General features: G+C 69.2%; 15 protein-coding genes. 2 read left to right on the forward strand and 13 right to left on the reverse strand.

Features of this window, described 5'->3' with window-relative positions; translation table 11 throughout:
• Positions 1-18: 18 nt before the first annotated feature.
• The 8 genes from HQ308_RS04560 to HQ308_RS04595 form a co-directional block, all read right to left on the reverse strand.
• Complete coding sequence (locus HQ308_RS04560; protein ID WP_222645539.1) at positions 19-993, reverse strand: 2-hydroxyacid dehydrogenase; 975 nt, start codon at positions 991-993, stop codon at positions 19-21.
• A complete protein-coding gene (locus HQ308_RS04565; protein ID WP_222645945.1) occupies positions 990-2,303 on the reverse strand; it encodes an enolase C-terminal domain-like protein in 1,314 nt (437 codons plus the stop codon). The genes HQ308_RS04560 and HQ308_RS04565 overlap by 4 nt, the downstream gene beginning before the upstream one ends.
• A gap of 268 nt (positions 2,304-2,571) precedes the next feature.
• Entirely contained in the window at positions 2,572-3,288 is a 717-nt protein-coding gene (locus HQ308_RS04570; protein WP_222631617.1) for a sulfite exporter TauE/SafE family protein, read from the reverse strand.
• Positions 3,289-3,298: 10 nt separating this feature from the next.
• Entirely contained in the window at positions 3,299-4,330 is a 1,032-nt protein-coding gene (locus tag HQ308_RS04575) for a dipeptide ABC transporter ATP-binding protein (RefSeq protein ID WP_308115667.1), read from the reverse strand.
• A complete protein-coding gene (locus HQ308_RS04580) occupies positions 4,302-5,327 on the reverse strand; it encodes an ABC transporter ATP-binding protein (RefSeq protein ID WP_222645540.1) in 1,026 nt (341 codons plus the stop codon). Before HQ308_RS04580 ends, HQ308_RS04575 begins: the two co-directional genes overlap by 29 nt.
• Positions 5,324-6,307: an ABC transporter permease gene (locus HQ308_RS04585; protein WP_235578886.1), complete on the reverse strand. Its 984-nt coding sequence runs from the start codon at positions 6,305-6,307 to the stop codon at positions 5,324-5,326. The genes HQ308_RS04580 and HQ308_RS04585 overlap by 4 nt, the downstream gene beginning before the upstream one ends.
• A gap of 11 nt (positions 6,308-6,318) precedes the next feature.
• Positions 6,319-7,245, reverse strand: a complete 927-nt coding sequence (locus HQ308_RS04590) for an ABC transporter permease (RefSeq protein ID WP_027504709.1) — start codon at positions 7,243-7,245, stop codon at positions 6,319-6,321.
• Between the two features lie 72 nt (positions 7,246-7,317).
• A complete protein-coding gene (locus HQ308_RS04595) occupies positions 7,318-8,865 on the reverse strand; it encodes an ABC transporter substrate-binding protein (protein WP_222631613.1) in 1,548 nt (515 codons plus the stop codon).
• Between the two features lie 370 nt (positions 8,866-9,235).
• Here HQ308_RS04595 and HQ308_RS04600 point away from each other — a divergent pair, with 370 nt between their 5' ends.
• Positions 9,236-10,255, forward strand: coding sequence for a 2-hydroxyacid dehydrogenase (locus tag HQ308_RS04600; RefSeq protein WP_222645541.1), 1,020 nt, complete (start codon positions 9,236-9,238; stop codon positions 10,253-10,255).
• Positions 10,252-10,638 carry a universal stress protein gene (locus tag HQ308_RS04605; RefSeq protein WP_027504712.1) on the forward strand — a complete coding sequence of 129 codons (387 nt, stop codon included), beginning with the start codon at positions 10,252-10,254 and terminating at the stop codon, positions 10,636-10,638. Before HQ308_RS04600 ends, HQ308_RS04605 begins: the two co-directional genes overlap by 4 nt.
• Positions 10,639-10,669: 31 nt before the next feature.
• On the opposite strand, the gene HQ308_RS04610 is transcribed toward HQ308_RS04605, so the two are convergent.
• The 5 genes from HQ308_RS04610 to HQ308_RS04630 all read right to left on the reverse strand — a co-directional run bounded on the left by HQ308_RS04610 (position 10,670) and on the right by HQ308_RS04630 (position 16,472).
• Positions 10,670-11,563: a LysR substrate-binding domain-containing protein gene (locus HQ308_RS04610; protein ID WP_027504713.1), complete on the reverse strand. Its 894-nt coding sequence runs from the start codon at positions 11,561-11,563 to the stop codon at positions 10,670-10,672.
• Positions 11,564-11,596: 33 nt separating this feature from the next.
• Entirely contained in the window at positions 11,597-12,859 is a 1,263-nt protein-coding gene (locus HQ308_RS04615; RefSeq protein ID WP_222645542.1) for a glucarate dehydratase family protein, read from the reverse strand.
• A complete protein-coding gene (locus tag HQ308_RS04620) occupies positions 12,856-13,809 on the reverse strand; it encodes a 5-dehydro-4-deoxyglucarate dehydratase (RefSeq protein WP_222631604.1) in 954 nt (317 codons plus the stop codon). Before HQ308_RS04620 ends, HQ308_RS04615 begins: the two co-directional genes overlap by 4 nt.
• A gap of 82 nt (positions 13,810-13,891) precedes the next feature.
• Positions 13,892-15,490, reverse strand: a complete 1,599-nt coding sequence (locus HQ308_RS04625) for an aldehyde dehydrogenase (NADP(+)) (protein ID WP_222645543.1) — start codon at positions 15,488-15,490, stop codon at positions 13,892-13,894.
• Between the two features lie 184 nt (positions 15,491-15,674).
• Positions 15,675-16,472: a TspO/MBR family protein gene (locus HQ308_RS04630; protein ID WP_222645544.1), complete on the reverse strand. Its 798-nt coding sequence runs from the start codon at positions 16,470-16,472 to the stop codon at positions 15,675-15,677.
• Positions 16,473-16,563 lie beyond the last annotated feature (91 nt).

Consider the following 16,563-nt stretch of genomic DNA (forward strand, 5'->3'; position numbering starts at 1 on the left):
CCTTCGTCCTGTTCGGGGTCAGCCGACCAGGTTGATCAGCGGGGTCCCGTCGGCGAGATGCCGGATGTTGGCGACGATGTCGCGGCAGCGGCCCTCGAACGTTCGGCGCGTGATGCCGGACGAGTGCGGCGTCATCAGCACGTTCGGCAGGCTTCCGAACGGGAGTGCACTCGGCTCGCCTCGCCCGTCCGGGCCGGGGTAGCTGTACCAGACGTCGATGGCCGCGGCGCCGAGCTCGCCGGTCGCCAGCGCGTCGTGTAGCGGCCGCTCCTGCACCAGCGGCCCGCGGCCGACGTTGATCAGGACTCCCGCCGGCCCCAGCGCGCGGAGCTCGTCCGCGCCGATCATGCCGGTCGTCGCCGCGGAGAGAGGTGCCGAGACGACGACGATGTCCGACTCCGCCATCAGCCGCGGAAGTTCCGTGGCATCGCCGGCCCAGTCCAGGCCGTGAGCGGCCACGTCGACGGCTCCGCGTCCGGTCACGGCGGCGCCGAAGCAGCCGAGGGTGCGCAGCAGCGACCACGAGCGCTGCCCGATGTGGCCGAAGCCGACGAGGCCCACGCGGGCGCCCGCCGTCGCGGACGGCTGGGGCAGCGTGTCGTCGTACACCGAGGTCGACCAGACACCCTGTCGCAGTGCGTGATCCTGCGTCAGGAAGCCACGCCGCAACAGCACCGCAGACGCGAGCACGTACTCCGCGATGGAGTCCTCGTGGTGGAACGTGTTGGCCAGCAGTGTGGTCGATGGAAGGGCCGCACGGGCGACGTTGTCGACGCCGGCTCCCGCGACCTGGACGAGTCGCAGGCCCCGGCCCGCCTGCGCCATGGCCTCGGTGACCCGGCCCCCGACATGGACGTCCGCATCGGCGAGGTCGGCGACGAGCGCGTCCTCGTCGAAGCGTTCGTGCCACGACACGACGGTGCCGTCCGGCATCCCCGCCTCGACGGCGTCCCGATGCGGGAGGAGGTTGCGGTCCGCGACGACGACCTTCATGCGCGCTGCAGGCAGGGGCGCTTGCTGTCGAAGGTCCAGTTCGGCACCAGGTACTGCATGCCGACCGCATCGTCGCGGGCCCCGAGGCCCTCGCGCTGGTACAGCTCGTGTGCGGCCTCGACGCGCTCCATGTCGAGGGTCACTCCGAGACCCGGCACGTCGGGGACGGTGAGGTACCCGTCCACGATGGGGAACGGATTCGTCGTGATGCGCTGGCCGTCCTGCCAGATCCAGTGCGTGTCGATGGCGGTGATCTCACCGGGAGCGGCAGCTGCGACGTGCGTGAACATGGCGAGCGAGACGTCGAAGTGGTTGTTGGAGTGCGATCCCCACGTCAGACCCCAGGCATCGCAGAGTTGCGCGACGCGGACCGATCCGTTCATCGTCCAGAAATGGGGATCCGCGAGCGGGATGTCGACGGCGCCGGATCGAATGGTGTGTCCCATCTCGCGCCAGTCGGTGGCGATCATGTTGGTGGCGGTGGGCAGGCCGGTCGCGCGCTTGAACTCCGCCATCACCTCGCGCCCGGAGAATCCGCCCTCGGGTCCGACCGGGTCCTCCGCGTAGGCGAGCACGTCGCGCAGACCACGGCAGGTCTCGATCGCGTCCTTCAGGAGCCACCCGCCGTTGGGATCCAGCGTGATGCGTGCCGTGGGGAAGCGTTCCGCGAGTGCGCGCACGGCGTCGGCCTCCTGCGCTGCGGGGAGGACACCGCCCTTGAGCTTGAAGTCCTGGAAGCCGTACCTGGCGTGTGCCGCTTCCGCGAGTGCGACCACGGCGTCGGGAGTCAGTGCCTCCTCGTGGCGCAGACGGGACCAGGCGTCGGCGGAACTGCCCTCGTCCGAGGGTGCGCGGTACGCGAGATCCGTCTTGTTCCGGTCGCCGAGGAAGAAGAGATACCCGAGCGCCTGCACTCGGTCGCGCTGGCGGCCGTCGCCGAGCAGGGCCGCGACGCTCACACCCAGGTGCTGGCCGAGCAGATCGAGCAGTGCGCTCTCGACGGCCGTCACGGCGTGCACGGCGATCCGCAGATCGAAGGTCTGGGCGCCGCGTCCGCCGGAGTCGCGGTCCGCGAACGCGCGGCGCATCGCGTTGAGCACGGCGTGGTAGTTGCCGACCGAGGCGTTCTCGACGAGGACGCGGGCGTCCTCCAGGCAGCGGCGGATGGGCTCGCCACCCGGCACCTCGCCCACACCGGTGCGCCCGTCGGAGTCGGTCAGCACGACCAGGTTCCGGGTGAAGAACGGTGCATGGGCGCCGCTGAGATTCAGCAGCATGCTGTCGTGGCCGGCGACGGGAACGACGCGCATCGCGGTGACGACGGGCGTGGCATGGGAGGTTCGGACCTCGGTGACGGTGCTCACGTCGACGAGCCTAGGGCGGGTGATTCATTCCCGTCCAACACCATTTGTGGATGCAGCGATGCAGGGTGAGTATCGGTCGAGTGTGCTGGTGCCGAGTGCGCACATCTGCCATGAAGCGCATACCCCGTCCAGTCGGCTGTAGCGGGTGTGCGCTCATCAGAGGGTGTGTGCGCTCCCGGAAGCGCCAGCGCTGCACCCACCGCAACCGCACACCTCACACCACCGCATCGACCAGCAGCACGAGCGCACCACCCGCCGAGACGACGATGGACACCCATCGCAGCCGACGACGGTCGAGTACGCGGTTCACCCAGCGCGAGGCCACGTACCCGAGCGCGACGACGGGCAGGAGCAGGGCGCCGGTCGCCAGGGAGTGCGCGTCGAGGGAGCCGGTGACCCCCAGCGCGGCGAGCGACATCAGGGAGCCGATCAGGAAGAAGCCGCTCATGGTGCTGCGCAACGCGGCGCCGCTGCTGCCGCTCCAGATCAGCGCCATGGGTGGCCCGCCGATGGAGGTGGCGGTGCCGAGCAGTCCGGACGCGGCGCCCGCGGTCATGAGCGATCCGCGTCGCGGTGTCGGCGACCAGCCGATCGCCGTGGCCACGACGCCGAACAGCACCACTGCGCCGAGCATGATGGAGACTCCCCGCTCGGGCAGCACGACGAGCAGCGCGGCGCCGGCGATCACGCCGGGCACCCGTCCCACCAGTGCCCAGCCGGCCCCGCGCACGTCGATGCTCGTGCGCTCCCGCACCACCACCAGCGCGGTGAGCGCGGTGGCGAGCAGGATGATCGTGCCGGGCACCATCCGCGGATCGATGATGGCCAGGACGGGCGCCGCGACCATCCCCATCCCGAAGCCGATCGACGACTGGAGACACGACGCCGTGAAGATCGCGACGCCCACGACCAGCCATTCGAGGCCGGTCACGCGAGCACGGTCATACGGCCACGGCGTCCGATCTCGGGTGGTGGCACTCGGCGATGTGCAGGTTCCCGAGACGCCCGACCGACGGGGGAATGCCCGTCGAGCAGACGTCCGTCGCGTGCGCGCAGCGCGTACGGAAACGGCAGCCCGACGGCGGGTTCAGAGGCGACGGGACCTCTCCCTCCAGGAGGATGCGCGAACGCCGGGTCGAGGGATCCAGCGTCGGGGCTGCCGACATCAGTGCCTCGGTGTACGGGTGCGTGGGGTGGTCGAAGACGTCGTCGGTCGGACCGGTCTCGATGATCCGGCCGAGGTACATGACGGCGACCCGGTCGGCGACGTGGCGCACCACCGACAGGTCGTGCGAGATGAAGACGTAGCTGATGCCGAGCTCCTTCTGCAGATCCGAGAGCAGGTTCAGCACCTGCGCCTGGACCGACAGGTCGAGAGCCGAGACGGGCTCGTCGCACACCACGACACTCGGGTCGAGTGCCAGGGCCCGCGCGATGCCGAGACGCTGGCGCTGACCACCTGAGAACTCCTGCGGGTAGCGGTGCTCGTCGCTGGGACGCAGACCGACGAGGTGCAGCAGCTCCCGGACGCGGGCGGCGCGGTCGCGCTTGGTCTTGTACATCGTGCGATGCGTGTGCCACGGCTCCGAGATTATCTCCGCCGCCGACATCCTCGAGTTGAGCGATCCGTACGGGTCCTGGAAGACCATCTGGATCCGACGACGCCACGCGAGCAGTTCCTTGCCCTTGAGGCCGAACGGGTCGACGCCGTCCCACGACACGGTGCCCGTGTCGGGTCGTTCGAGCATCATCAGCGTGCGCGCGAGTGTGGACTTGCCGCAACCGGACTCACCGACGAGGCCGAGGGTCTCGCCGCGTCGCAGCTCGAGGTCGATGCCGTCGAGTGCCCGCAGTTTCTTGTGGCCGCCGCTGCCGGCGGCGACGTCGAACGTCTTGGAGACTCCACGGACCTGGAGCAACGGTGCGGCCTGCGTGGCCGCGGCCTCACTCGCCACTGTCGTCGTAACGGACACCGGACACCTCCTCGGGGAAATGGCATGCGGTCGCACGGCTGGTGCCGGCGACACAGCGGAGTTCGGGGCGCTGCGCGACGCAGACGGCGCGCGCGATGGGGCATCGGGCCTGGTACACGCATCCCGGCGGGATGGAGTGCAGATCCGGCGGGGTGCCGCCGATGGACTTCAGGTGCTCGCCGCGCACGGTGGCGACGGGGACCGAGTCGAGCAGTCCCTTCGTGTACGGATGCTGCGGTGAGCCGAACACCTCGGCGACGGGTCCCGTCTCGACGACGGTGCCGGCGTACATGACGGCGACGTCGTCGGCTTCCTCCGCGACCAGCGCGAGGTCGTGCGTGATGAGGATGACGGCCATGTCGTGCTCGGTGCGCAGGTCGCGCAGCAACGACATGATCTGCGCCTGCACGGTGACGTCGAGAGCGGTGGTGGGCTCGTCCGCCAGCAGCACGGTGGGCCCCAGGGCGACGGCCATCGCGATGAGCAGGCGCTGACGCATACCGCCCGAGAACTGGTGCGGGTAGGAGTCGGCGCGCGACTCGGGCTCCGGGATGCCCACCCGCTCCATTAGCGAGATCGCCTCGACACGTGCAGCTTTCGCCGACATGCCGCGGTGGATGCGGAACGGTTCCGCCAACTGTGTGCCCACGGTGTAGACGGGGTTCAGTGCCGTCAGCGCGTCCTGGAAGACGATGGCGAGCTCGGTGGCGGCGATGCGGCGTCGAGTCCTGGAGTTCGCCGTCACCAGATCGGTGTCGCCGAGCATGACGGTGCCGTCGACGATGTCGGCGATCGGCTCGAGCAACCCGACGAGGGCCTGGGCCGTCATGGACTTGCCGCAGCCGGATTCGCCCAGCAGTGCGAGTGTGCGGCCGCGCTTCGCGCTGAACGACACTCCGTCGACGGCACGCACGGTGCCCGACGGGGTGCGGATCTCGACGGTCAGACCGTCGACCTCGAGCGCGGTGCGGGCGAGAGCGGGAGCGGGAGCACTCATCGACGTGCCTTTCTCTTCGAACGCGGGAGGGTGAGGCGCCAGCGCTGCGCCGGGTCGGTGGCGATGCGGGCCCACGCGGCCAGCACGGTCGCGGACACGGTGGTGATGACGATCGCGAGTCCGGGGAAGAACGACAGCCACCAGGCGCTCTGCAGGTAGGTGCGGCCCTGGGACACCATGAGGCCCCAGCTGATGTCGGGTGGCTGGATCCCGATGCCGAGGAAGCTGAGCGACGACTCGGCCAGCATCACGAAGCAGAAGTCGAGCGTGGCGACGGTCAGCAACGTGGGCAGCAGAATCGGCACCACGTGGCGACGGATCACCGCGCCGCTGCCGGCGCCGAACGTGCGGGCCGCGTCGACGAAAACTCGCGATCGGAGTTCCGCGCTCTCGGCGCGGGCCGTGCGGAGGTAGATCGGGATGCGGGTGATGGTCAGGATCAGCACGATGTTCGCGGCGCTGGGGGAGAAGACGTACAGCACGACGACGGCCATCAGCAACGACGGGAAGCTCATGATGACGTCGGCGACGCGCATGGCGGCGGTCTCGCGCCAGCCGCGGTGGTAACCGGCCCACATGCCGATGATCGAGCCGATGATGCCGGACAGGATGACTGCGGGGATCGCGACCGACAGCGTGGTCCGGCTGGCGAGGATCAGGCGGGCGAGCATGCTGCGGCCGAGCGGATCGGTGCCGAGGATGTTCATGAAGCCGGTGTCGAGGGAGAACGGCGCCAGGTTGGATCGATCGAGGTCCTGACGGGTGGCGGCGTCGCCGACCAGCATGGGACCGAAGATCGCGGTGAGGAAGACGAGCACCAGAATGCTCGCCGCGATGGTGGCGACGCGGTCCCGCAGCAGCAGACGCCACAGCGGCATGGAGGTCGTGCGCGAGGGCGCCGTGGACGCGGCGTCCGGGGTGGGCGGCAGCACCGGGGGAACCGGAACGCCCGAGCTGTCCTTGCTTGCTTCGAGTGTCATGGGTGTACCTCTCAGACCTTGGCCTTGTCGCGAACCCGTGCGTCGAGCAGCGCGTAGCACGCGTCGATCACGATGTTCAGAACGAAGATGCTCACGGCCGTCAGGAGGACGGCTGCTTGGAGGACGGCGAAGTCGCGCTGCAGGATCGCGTCGATCATCAACTTGCCGATGCCGGGCCACCCGAAGATGGCCTCGACCACGACGGCGCCGTTCACCAGGCCGACGGTGAGGTCGCCGGCGACGGTCAGCGCGGGTGCCGCGGCGTTGCGCAGCGCATGGTGGGTGACGACGCGCAGATCGCCGGCACCCTTGCTGCGAGCGAGGCGGACGTACGGGGCGGAGAGGGCGGAGACCATCGCGCCGCGGACCACCTGGGTGAGCACGCCGAGCGGACGGATGAGCAGTGTCGCGATGGGGAGCACCCATGCGACGGCGCCCCCGGTGCCGGAGGTCGGCAGGACACCGAGCACCACGGCGAAGATCCAGACGCCGGTGATGGCGAACCAGAAATCGGGGATGCTCGCGGCCGTCATGGACAGCAGGCTCGAGAACCGGTCGGCGAGAGAGTTGGGACGGTACGCGGCCCAGCAGCCGATGACGATCGAACCGATCACGGCGAGGAGCATCGTGACGAACGCGAGCTGCAGGGTGGCGGGGAAGGCGCGCAACGCCATGGTGGACGCGGCTTCGCCCGTCCGGAGCGACTCACCGAAGTCGAGGTGCAGCACGCCGCCGAAGTAGTCGGCCATCTGTGTCCACACGGACTGGTCGAAGCCGTTCTGGGCGGCGAACGCCTCGCGCTGGGCGGGTGTCGCCGACTCGGGAAGGTAGAGGCTGGTCGGATCACCGGTCAGACGAGCGAGGAAGAAGACGCCGATGAGGACGACCAGAAGTGGGACGAGGCTGGTGTAGACGCGGCGTCGCAGAAAGGCGAACATGGCGGTCACTCCCTTCCGGAGGAGGGGCTGGTCGGCCTCTCGATCGAGGTGGGCTGCTGGTCGGGGTCGTGATCAGTCGGTCGCATCGGAACTCCGGGTCATCTCGGCCAGTCGCATCTCGTCGACGGTGGCGGAATCGGGGGTGTAGTCGATGCGCGGGTCCTTGGCCAACACACCGTTCATGTGCGCGATGTACGCCATCTGCGTGATCTCCTCGGGTTCACGGGCGAAGAGATCGGCGAACGCGGTCTGTCGCTCCTCGTCGGTCAGCGATTCGGCCTCGTCGATCCCCTCGTCGAAGTCGGTTGTGCCGTAGGAGCTCTGGAAGCCGTCGCTGCGCATGTACTGATCCATCGTGAACGCGGCGTCGCCGGCCTGATTGCCGTGCTGGATCACCAGCAGGTAGGGCCCGACGTTCGGGAACGGCCGTTCCTGGAACTCGGCGGTGGCCGCCGTGTCCTTCATCTCGATCTTCACGTTCAGGCCGATGCCGGCCAGCGCGTTCTGGATGACCTCGACGGTCTCGTTGATCTTCGGGAACTGCCCGGTGCGGCCGATGAGGCGGATCTCGGTGTCGACGGGAACACCGTCGGCGCGAGCCTCGTCGATGAGGGCCTTGCCCTTCTCCATGTCGTACGGCCACGGGGTGAGCTCGTCGTTGTAGCCGACGACGCCGTCCGCGATGAGTTGCGCAGCGGGCGCTCCCATTCCGCGGAACAGAGCCTTGACGATGCCCGCACGGTTGATGGCGTAGTTGATCGCCTCGCGCACGCGCTGATCGTCGAGTGGCGGTGTGGTGGCCTGCATCCGCAAGGCGGTGGTCTCGTTGTTCGGGAAGGCGACACCGAGGTCGCCGGCTCCGTCCTCGGGGCCGAGGCCGGTCGCGATGTCCGCCTCGCCGTTGGTGACCATGGCGGCGCGGACGCTGCCCTCGGTACGCCACTGGTAGACGGCCCGCGTGAATTCCGGTGCGTCGCCCCAGTAGGTGTCGTTGCGCACCAGGGAGAGTCGCTGGCCGTAGTCCCACGAGTCGATGCGGTACGGGCCGGTACCGATCGGCTCGCGGGTCCGCTCGGCGCTACCGACCTCGCTCTTGACCATCTCGATGAACGAGAGCCGAAGCGGCAGAATCGGATCGGGAGTCGGCGAGGCTACGGTCAACGTCGTCGGATCCACGGCGCGGACGGTGAGGTCGTCGTCGCCGAAGACGTATCCCTCGACGTTGCAGGCCAGATCGGAGTTCACGGCGCGATCGACCGACACGGCGGCGTCCTCGGCGTCGAACGGTGTGCCGTCGCTGAAGGTGACGTCGTCGCGCAGGCGGATCGTCCACTCGGTGTCCGACGTGCGCTCCCACGACGTGGCGAGCTTCGGTTCGAGGTCACCCGTGGTGGGGTCACGCTCGATCATGGGTTCGGTGATGTTGGACCGCGTGACCACGCCGATGGCCGTCAGCGAGACATCGCACGGCTCCAGGGTCGGTGGTTCCTGCGGCAGCACGATCCGGACGGTGTCGGGACTCGCGGCGTCTCCGCTGTCCGAGTTCGCGACGGTGCATCCGGTGAGGAGTGCGGACGCGGCGATCACCGACACCAGGGATGTGGCGCGGGTGGATCTCATGGATTCCTCCAAGCTGAGGGGGCTTCACCGGGTGCGAGGTGTCGGGGCTGACGACGCACGCCGAGTGGAGCCGATGGACCGCCTGTGACGGTAGACACACGGTAGGAGTGGGGGGAGTGACCGTCAACAGGCGATCGGCCGGGAAATCGCAGTTCGGGGCCGATTTCGGGCTCGCCGTGACGGCGTCGAGCGGTCCGCATCACACTGCCGAGGCTCTGACCTGCTGCGTCACGAGAAGACACGATATCAATACCGGAAGAGTATGGATCCATGCTAATTGCGTGTTGGACCGGTATTCGTCGGCCGACATACGATCACCCCAGACGATGGCCGTCGCTCCCGGTGGCCGTCGCACGGTGAAGGAGGCGGCATGACCGACGGTGGAACGCCGAGCTCGAACGGATCGGCATCGAGTCCCGATGAGGCGCAGCGATTTTCGCGCGTTCTCCGGGTCGGCGGACTCAAGCCTTCGCTCATGGAGACACTCGAGGCCGGCGGCGCGCTGGTGCTGCCGGACGACGATCGCGACGATGTGCTCGGCCGGCACGCCGACGAGATCGTCGCCGTCGTGACGTCCGGCCGTGTCGGCGTCAAGGCGGACCTCATGGACCGCCTGCCCGCGCTGCGCGCGATCGTCCACTTCGGAGTCGGGTACGACGGCACCGATGCCGAGGAGGCCCGCCGCCGCGGGATCGGTGTCAGCAACACTCCGGACGTCCTCACCGACGCCGTCGCCGACACCGCCCTCGGGCTGCTCATCGACACCCTCCGCGGCTTCTCCGCCGCCGACCGCTACGTGCGCGCGGGCGAGTGGACCACCAAGCCCATGCCGCCGTTGGCGCGGCAGGTCAGCGGATCTCGGGTCGGCATCCTCGGTCTCGGGCGCATCGGCGGCGCCATCGCGCACCGCCTCGAGGCCTTCGGCTGCACCATCGACTATCACAACCGCAACGTCGTCGAGTCGAGTCCGTACCGGTACCACTCGTCTCCGCGCGAACTCGCTGCGGCAGTGGACGTTCTGGTCGTGGCCGCAGCCGGCGGACCGGAGACGCGGCAGCTCGTCGACAGGGAGACGCTGGACGCACTGGGGCCGGACGGCGTCCTGATCAACGTGGCTCGCGGCAGCGTCGTGGACGAGGACGCCCTCGTCGAGGCGCTGCAGAGCGGACGGTTGGCCGGCGCCGGGCTCGACGTCTTCGCCCACGAACCCGAGGTGCCGGACGCGCTTCGCGCCCTCGACACCGTGGTGCTGCTTCCCCACGTCGGGAGTGCCACGGTGCAGACTCGCGCCGCGATGGAAGCACTCACCCTCGAGAACCTGAACTCGTTCCTCGCCGACGGCACGCTCGTGACGCCGGTCTTCCAGCCCGATCAGAAGGAGACCCGATGAGCGTCGTCGTGGGATACGCGGACACCGTCGAGGATCGCAACGCACTGCCGTTCGCGTTCCGCGAGGCCAAGATGCGCGGTACCGACGTCACCGTCGTGGTCGACGGTGATCGCAGTGCGGTCGACGAGCTGATCATGGCTGCCCGCACCGACTCCGGCGCCGACGGCGTGGCGGCACGGGTGGCGGAACCGGTACCCGGCCGCTCGCACGCCGACAACCTCGTCGACATGTCCTACGAGCCGGACGTCGAGCTCCTCGTCATCGGCGTGCGTCGCCGCTCACCCGTCGGAAAGCTGTTGCTCGGCAGCCTGTCTCAGCGTGTCCTGCTCGACGCACACTGCCCGGTCGTGGCCGTCAAGCCGCCGGTCGAGGTCGCGCACTAATTCGCGGACGCAGCAGCCGCCGGCCGTGATCTCACTGCAGTGAGGTCACGGCCTTCACGTCCGTCAGCACACGGTGCAGGGCGGGGTTGGCGGCGTCGTGACGCCATGCGGCGTTCAGTCGCACGGGTTCCTCGGTGCTGGAACGGATCTCGCGGAACACGACGCCCTCGGTGTGCATCGTGCGTGCCGAGGCCGGCACCAGTGCGCAGCCCAGGCCGGAGCTCACGAGCATCAACATGGTGTGCACCTGCGTCACGTACTGCACGTATCGAGGCGTGACCCCGGCGACGGTGAAGGTGCTGATGAGGAGCTCGTGGAAGTAGCGGGCATCCACCGGCGAGTACATGATCACGGGTTGATCGTCGAAGTGCGTCACGCTCAGACGCTCCACGTCGAGGAGTTCGTGCCCCTCGGGAAGCGCAGCGACGAGTGCCTCGCGGTGGATGGGCCGCGTCAGAATTCCCGGTCGCGTGACGGTGGGACGGACCAGACCGAGATCCAGTTCCCCGCTCGCCAGGGCGTCGATCTGAATCGACGACACCATCTCCCGCAGCACCAGTTCGACGTCCGGCAGAGCCGCGCGCACGTCCGAGAGCAGCCGAGGCAGGACGGCGTGCGCGGACGCCGCGGTGAAGCCGATGACGACGGTGCCCAGATCACCGGCGGGGACGCGCTTGACGGTCAGTGCGGCGCTCTCGGCCAAGCGGACTATCCGGCGGGCGTCGGGCAGGAACGCCACGCCGGCGGCCGTGAGGGTCACCGAGCGTGACGTCCGATCGATCAGCTGCACGCCCAGTTCACTCTCGAGCTGTTGGATCTGCCTGCTGAGCGGGGGCTGGGTCATGTGGAGCCGCTCTGCGGCTCGGCCGAAGTGCAACTCCTCCGCGACGGCGATGAAGCACGTCAGGCGCGAGAGCGAGAACATCGGCTCAAGATAGCCGACCGTGTGAACGGCCGGTCACCATCGCGGCGAGGAGTTGACGAAGTCGGGTTCGAGACTCTGCCGGTAGCCGGTGTCGTCACGGTCCCTGATCCCGCAGTCGAGGTACTGCTGGTGCAGCCTCGCCAGCGCGTCCTCGTCGAGTTCGACGCCCAGCCCCGGTCCCGTGGGTACCGCGACGGCGCCGTTCTCGATACGCAGAACGCCCGGAACCACGACGTCCTCGGTCTTCCACGGCCAGTGTGTGTCGCAGGCGTACGTGAGATTCGGCGTGGCGCCGGCGAGGTGCACCATCGCGGCGAGCGAGATGCCGAGATGGGAGTTCGAGTGCATCGACAGGCCGAGTCCGAAGGTGTCGCAGATGCCGGCGAGCAACCGTGAGCGTTGCAGTCCACCCCAGTAGTGGTGATCGGACAGCACGACCCCGACCGAGTCGCGTCGGACCGACGGCTCGAGTTGGTCGAACGCCACGACACACATGTTGGTCGCCAGCGGCATGGCGGCCTTGCGGGCCACCTCCGACATTCCGTCCAGGCCCGGTGTGGGGTCCTCGAGATACTCGACGACACCGGTCAGGGCCGACGCGACCTCGAGGGACGTGTCGACGGTCCACGCCGCGTTGGGATCCAGCCGCAGTGGGAGATCGGGAAACGCCTCGCGCAGCGCGTGCATCGCGGCGATCTCCTGCTCGGGTGGGAACACCCCGCCCTTGAGCTTGATCGCGCCGAAGCCGTACCGGTCGATCATCCGTCGGGCCTGCGCGACGATGCCCTCGGGATCGAGCGCGGCACCCCACTCGTCGTCCGCGGAGCCGGGGTGCCCGGCCCACTTGTAGAAGAGATATGCACTGAACGGTACGGTCGTGCGCACCAGGCCACCGAGAAGATCGGAGACGGGCCGCCCGAGGATCTTGCCCTGGATGTCGAGGCACGCCACCTCGAACGGCGAGAACACCCGATCGGTGGTGCTGGCCGTCGTGATCATGCCGGCCACCCCGTCACCACCCGTCACCGTCAGGCCACCCAGGCACTCGTCCACGACGGCGCGCAGCGTGTGGAGTGCGAAGACGTCCACCCCGACCATGGCCTCGGCAGCAGCGTTCAGGCGAACGAGATGCGCGGTGTCGGCGTAGGTCTCGCCCAGACCCACGGCGCCGTCGTCGGTCCGGATCTGCACGATCGCGCGCAGAGCGAACGGCTGATGGACTCCGACGGTGTTGAGCAGCGGCGGGTCGGCGAAGGCGACGGGGGTGACGGTGACGGAGGTGATCCGGGCGCTCACGAGTGCACGGCCTCCTTGGTGACCGAGTCGGCTGCGAGGGAGTCGGCGAGCACGGCGCGGCCGGCTGCGATGATCGCGGTGAGGGCCTCCACGTCCGCGGGGGCCGCGTCGATCAGCGGTGCCCGAACGGGGCCGGCGGCAACACCTTCGAGGGTGACGCCCGCCTTGATCAGGGAGACGGCGTAGCCGGGTACCGAGTCGCGCAGACGCACGAGTGGGTGGAAGAACTCGCGCAGCAGGGCGTCGGTGAGCGTGACGTCGTCGTTCTCGAGCGAGGTGTAGAACGCCAGGGCCAGCTCCGGGGCGAAGGCGAACGTGGCCGACGAGTAGAGCGTGACGCCGATGGCGCGGTAGGCCTGCTGCGAGACCTCGGCCGTGGGCAGTCCGTTGAAGAACTGGAACGCCTTGCCGGTGGGCGCCAGGGAGTCCTCGACCGCGCGCACGATACGCGAGACGCGATCCAGATCGCCTGTGCCGTCCTTGAATCCGACGACGGTGGGGAAGTGGGCGACCTCGACGGCCGACGCCTCGTCGTAGCGCGCGTTGCCGCGGTTGTAGACGATCACCGGCAGGTCGGTGACGGAGGTGACCTCGCGGGTGTACTCGACCAGGCCGGCCTGCGGCATGGTCACCAGGTAGGGCGGGAGCAGCAGGATGCCGTCGGCACCGTTGTCACGAGCGGATCGGGCGAAGATCTTCGCCTGGGCCACCGAACCACCCGCGCCCGCGTAGACCGGGACGCGGCCGGCGACGGTACGCACCGCGGTGGCGACGATCTCGCCGAACTCGACGGCCTCGAGAGCGTGGAACTCACCGGTGCCGCAGGCGATGAAGACACCGCCGGGGCCCGCGTCGACACCCTTCGCGATGTGCTCGGCGAGAAGTGCGTGGTCCACCTCGCCGGAGTCGGTGAAGGGGGTGACAGGGAAGAAGAGGACGCCGTCGAGCATGAGATCTCCTGGTGTACGAGGGGGGGGTGGTGCGGGAAGGCCGGAGGCCGGCCGGGGTGGTGCAGGAAGGTGAGTGGCGGGGTCAGTCGCGGGAGAGTTGGCCGTCGACACGCCGCCAGATGCCGTCGGGGTTGCCGTCGGCGATGGCGCTGGGGAGCAACGCGGCGGGAACGTCCTGGTACGCGACAGGGCGCAGGAACCGCTCGATGGCGAGCGAGCCGACCGAAGTCGAGCGTGAGTCGGACGTCGCCGGGTAAGGGCCGCCGTGGACCATCGCGTGGCCCACCTCGACGCCCGTGGGCCACCCGTCGAAGAGGATGCGTCCGGCCTTCAGCTCGAGGACGCGGAGCAGGCGTCCGGCGTCGGCGTGATCGGCGGCGTCGGCGTGGATCGTCGCGGTGAGCTGACCTTCGAGAGCGCGGGCCACGGCGGCGACCTGCTCGGCCGAGGTGCAGCGGACGACGAGCGCGGATGCGCCGAACACTTCGGCCTGCAACACGTCTCGGTCGAGGAACGTCGCGGCGTCGGTGCTGAAGAGTGCCGCGCGGCCGGCGTTGGGTGCGTCGGTGACGGTGCCGCGGGCGACCTCGTCTGCGGCGGCGCTCAGCGCGTCGACACCCTTGCCGTAGCTGTCGGCGATGTTCGGCGTCAGCATGGTGGTCGGGGTGCTGGCCGCGACGGCGTCCGCAGCGGCCGCGACGAAGGCGTCGAGTTCCGGTCCGTCCTGCGCGATGACGAGGCCGGGATTGGTGCAGAACTGTCCGGAGCCGAGCGTCAGGGAGGCGACGAAGGCGCGGCCCAGATCTGCGGCCCGCGTCTCGAGGGCGTGCGGGAACAGGAACACCGGGTTGATGGAGCTCATCTCGGCGTACACCGGGATCGGTTCCGGTCGACCGGCTGCGGCGCGTACCAGAGCGGTTCCGCCGGAACGGGATCCGGTGAAGCCGACGGCCTTGACGCGCGGGTCGGTGACCAGAGCGGTGCCGATGGTGCGGCCGTCGCCGTAGACGAGCGAGAACACTCCTGCCGGCATGCCGGTCGACGCGGCGGCCTCGGTGATCGCGCGGCCGACGTATTCGGACGTACCCGGGTGGGCGTCGTGGGCCTTGACGATGACGGGGCATCCGGCGGCGAGTGCCGATGCGGTGTCGCCGCCGCCGACGGAGAAGGCGAGCGGGAAGTTGCTGGCGCCGAACACGACCACCGGTCCGAGTGAGACCTTGCGCTGGCGGATGTCGGCGCGGGGAAGGGGTGCGCGATCCGGCTGTGCGGGGTCGATGCGGGCACCGTTCCAGCTGCCCTCGCGGAGCACCGAGGCGAACAGGCGGAGCTGTCCGCTGGTGCGGCCGACCTCACCGGTGATCCGACCGACGGGCAGGCCGGACTCGGCCACCGCGCGCTCGATGAGCGTCTCGCCCAGCGCCTCGATGTTGTCGGCGATGGCGTCGAGGAAGTCGGCGCGCGCCTCGGACGTGGTGGAGCGGTAGGCGTCGAAGGCCTCGTCCGCCGCCGCGCAGGCCGCGTCGACGTCGGCCATCGTGCCGTGCCGGTAGGCGGGCTCGAGATCCGCGCCGGTGGACGGATCGATGCCGTGGACGGTCGTGCCGGTGCCGGGGACGGTGGACCCGGCGATGATCAGCTCCCCGGTCAGAGGAGCGGTCGTCGTCACCGTTGCAGTCATCAGTGCATCAGCCCTTCTCGCAGTGCGTGGTTGTACAGACGACGCTAAGGCGCGGTGTCATACAAGTCCAAGTTAAAATTGCACTGCAGCGATGCACTGTCGGTATCGACAGGGGTGACGCCTCGGTTCCCGCGGGCGTTGTATGTTCCCGTGGTGGTTGCAGCGGCCGCGGGAACACGGAACGTCAGCGGGAGCGCACTCGCACGGCGACCGTGCCCACGAGAACGACGACTGCCGCCGTCGCGGCGGTCCACCCGACGGTGGTGTTCAGGACCTCGCCGGACAGGCGCCCCTGCGCGACCCATCCGAGTCCCCAGGCGAGTGCCAGTGCGGGCGCCGCCCGTCCGGCGGAGACGGTGGCCAGGAACAGTCCGACGAGCGCCGCGACGACGAGCACGAGGACGGCCCACAGGGTGGCCGCCGACTCGACGCCGGTCGACGCGAGCCATGCGCTGAGGTTCGCGACCGTCGCGATCGCCACCCATCCAAGGTAGAGGCCCATCGTCCCGTCGGTGATCACCGCGTCGACGGCGGTGGTACGCGGAGCCGCGATCAGCCGCGCGAACACGAACGCCAGGCTCGCGAGCAGCGCGACGATCACGACGACGCTCAGCAGTACCTGCCCGAACTGCACCACGGTGATCCACGCGGCATTGAGCAGCATCGTCACGGCGATGGGTACGCGGAGTGCTCGTTGCCGCTCGGACCGGCGCTGGGCGGGCAGTGCCTGCCAGACGGCGTAGGCGATCAGTCCGAGGTAGATGACCGACCAGATGGAGAACGCGGGCCCCGCCGGCGCAACGAGGGTGGCGGTCGCGCTGAGGGCACCATCCGCCGCCTCGGCGATGGGAGTGCCGACCACAGCGCCCGAACCGAGGAATCCTCCGACCAGGGCGACGATCGCGCTGACGACGACCAGGAGAACCGAGCCTGACGATGCGGGCTCGGTGTGCTGCCGAGGTGTGGCCGTGTCATGGGTCATGGGAGTCCTTCGAGCCGACGGATCAGGTCGGCACACGGTTTCCCGGAAGTTCAGAAACTGAAACACTTCGTTCCCCGGAGCTATCAATAGC

Source organism: Rhodococcus sp. BP-241 (assembly GCF_019836145.1).
In the GTDB taxonomy this organism is placed as follows: Bacteria; Actinomycetota; Actinomycetes; order Mycobacteriales; family Mycobacteriaceae; genus Rhodococcoides.